The sequence below is a fragment of the Mesorhizobium sp. M2A.F.Ca.ET.037.01.1.1 genome (assembly GCF_003998075.1).
In the GTDB taxonomy this organism is placed as follows: Bacteria; Pseudomonadota; Alphaproteobacteria; order Rhizobiales; family Rhizobiaceae; genus Mesorhizobium.
Window position 1 is genome coordinate 1 of record NZ_RZSA01001029.1, and the last position, 2,216, is coordinate 2,216.

The 2,216-nt window shown below is 67.6% G+C and carries 4 protein-coding genes; 3 read left to right on the plus strand and 1 reads right to left on the minus strand.

Annotation, left to right across the window (positions count from 1 at the left end; all coding sequences use genetic code 11):
• The 3 genes from minC to minE form a co-directional block, all read left to right on the plus strand.
• Positions 1–413 (plus strand): septum site-determining protein MinC (gene minC / locus EOA27_RS32930; protein WP_127258354.1); only part of this gene is annotated, 413 nt, incomplete at its 5' end.
• A gap of 99 nt (positions 414–512) precedes the next feature.
• Positions 513–1,328 (plus strand): septum site-determining protein MinD, encoded by an 816-nt coding sequence (minD, locus tag EOA27_RS32935; RefSeq protein ID WP_042638294.1) that lies wholly within the window; start codon positions 513–515, stop codon positions 1,326–1,328.
• Positions 1,325–1,597, plus strand: coding sequence for a cell division topological specificity factor MinE (gene minE, locus EOA27_RS32940; protein WP_042638296.1), 273 nt, complete (start codon positions 1,325–1,327; stop codon positions 1,595–1,597). The genes minD and minE overlap by 4 nt, the downstream gene beginning before the upstream one ends.
• 210 nt (positions 1,598–1,807) lie before the next feature.
• Here minE and EOA27_RS32945 read toward each other — a convergent pair.
• Positions 1,808–2,216, minus strand: a 409-nt coding sequence (locus EOA27_RS32945) for an ATP-binding cassette domain-containing protein (protein WP_127258356.1), incomplete at its 5' end; no start/stop codon positions are given.

Below are 2,216 nucleotides of genomic sequence, written 5' to 3' on the forward strand. Positions count from 1 at the left end.
ACCCCGAGCTGGCGAAGCTCGAAGCGGTCAGGATCGAACCGGCGCAAGCCGCAAGCGCGGGCGCCGAGCCGGCGCGGCATTCCGCCGGCACGCTGATGATCAAGGCGCCGATCCGCTCGGGACAGTCGGTGTTCCATCCGCATGGCGACGTCATCGTGCTCGGCTCGGTCGCGTCCGGCTCGGAAATCGTCGCCGGCGGCTCGATCCATGTCTATGGCACGCTGCGCGGCCGCGCGATCGCCGGCTCGGAAGGCAATGTTTCGGCGCGCATCTTCTGCCGCAAGAACGAGGCCGAGCTGCTCGCCGTCGACGGCTGGTACACGACCGCCGAGGAGATGGAAGGGGTGTCGCGCGGCAAGGCCGTGCAGGCCTTCCTCGACAATGATGCGCTCTGCGTGGTGCCGCTCGGCTGAGGCCGCAAGCTTCGGACCGGTTTCGCGTGCCAAAGTTGTTAACGAGTCCGCCGTGCCCGGCACGGTCATGAATAAAAATCGCCAACGGAGGCTGTATAAATGGGCAAGGTAGTCGTGGTCACATCGGGCAAGGGGGGCGTCGGCAAGACGACCTCGACGGCCGCGCTCGGCGCCGCCGTGGCCAAGACCGGCAAGAAGGTGGCGCTGGTCGATTTCGACGTCGGCCTGCGCAACCTCGACCTCATCATGGGCGCCGAGCGCCGCGTGGTGTTCGACCTCGTCAACGTCATCCAGGGTACCGCGAAGCTGTCGCAGGCGCTGATCCGCGACAAGCGGCTGGAGACGCTCTATCTGCTGCCGGCCTCGCAGACCCGCGACAAGGACGCACTCACCGAAGAGGGCGTGGCGGAAGTCATCGCCCGGCTGCGCTCGGTGTTCGACTATGTCTTCTGCGACAGCCCGGCCGGCATCGAGCGCGGCGCGCAGCTCGCCATGCGCTTCGCCGACGAGGCGGTCATCGTCACCAACCCGGAAGTGTCGTCGGTGCGCGACTCCGACCGCATCATCGGCCTGCTCGACGCCCGCACCATGAAGGCCGAGCAGGGCGAGCTGGTGCAAAAACACGTGCTGGTCACGCGCTACGACGCGGCGCGCGCCTCGCGCGGCGAGATGCTGTCGATCGACGACGTGCTGGAGATCCTCTCCACGCCGCTGCTCGGCATCATCCCGGAAAGCCAGGATGTGCTGCGGGCCTCCAATCTAGGCTCGCCCGTCACGCTCTCGGAACCGCTCAATGGGGCCGCAAAGGCTTACCTCGAAGCGGCAAGACGCCTTGAAGGCGAAGACCTGCCGGTGGTCGTCCCCTTCGAACGCAAGGGCTTCCTCGACCGGCTGCTCGGAAGGAGGGCCGCATGAGCATCCTCGACCTCTTCAAGCGGCGCACCAGCGCGCCGGTGGCGCGCGAGCGGCTGCAGCTGCTGCTCGCCTATGAGCGCCAGAGCCGCGGCCAGCCCGACCTCGTCTCCATCCTGCGCGAGGAGATCATGGCGGTCATTGCCAAACATGTGCAGATCGACCAGGACTATCTCCAGGTCTCGATGGACCGCGGCGCGACCATGTCGACGCTGGAGATCGACATCCAGATCCCCAACAAGAGCGCCGCCCCGCTGGCGATGGCGGGATAGGACTTGGGTTCCTCGCCCCCGCCAAGGCGGGGGAGAGGTGCCCCGCGCAGCGGGGCGGAGAGGGGGCCTGCGACGCTGGCGGGTTCCCTCCGACTGCTTTCCAGGCCGGCGCGTTTCCCCCTCTCCGTCGCGGCTTCGCCGCGCCACCTCTCCCCACCTTCGTGGGGGCGAGGAACCAAGGTTCCGAAGCGCCTCGATCCTTCGCGCTCCTCACTCCGGCTGGTACAACTCATCCATGCTGCGCGCCGCCAACTCGGCGAACGGCGCCTGCTTCCGCACCCGTCCATGCTCCAGGATCACCAGGTCGTCGCAGAACGAGATCGTCGAATGGTGGTGGCTGATGACGATCGTGGTGCGGCGTCCGGCGCGCGACTTCAGTGTTTCCACGATCGCCGCTTCCGAAAGCCCGTCGACAGCGTTGGTGGCCTCGTCGAGGATCAGGATGTCGGGGTCGCGCACCAGCGCGCGGGCGAGCGCGATGCGCTGTCTCTGGCCGGCCGACAGGTTGACGCCGCGATAGCCGACGACCGTCTGGTAGCCCTGCGGCAGGCGCTCGATGAATTCATGCGCCTCGGCAAGCTCTGCCGCGCGCCGCGCTTCTTCCTCGCTCGCTGTGTCC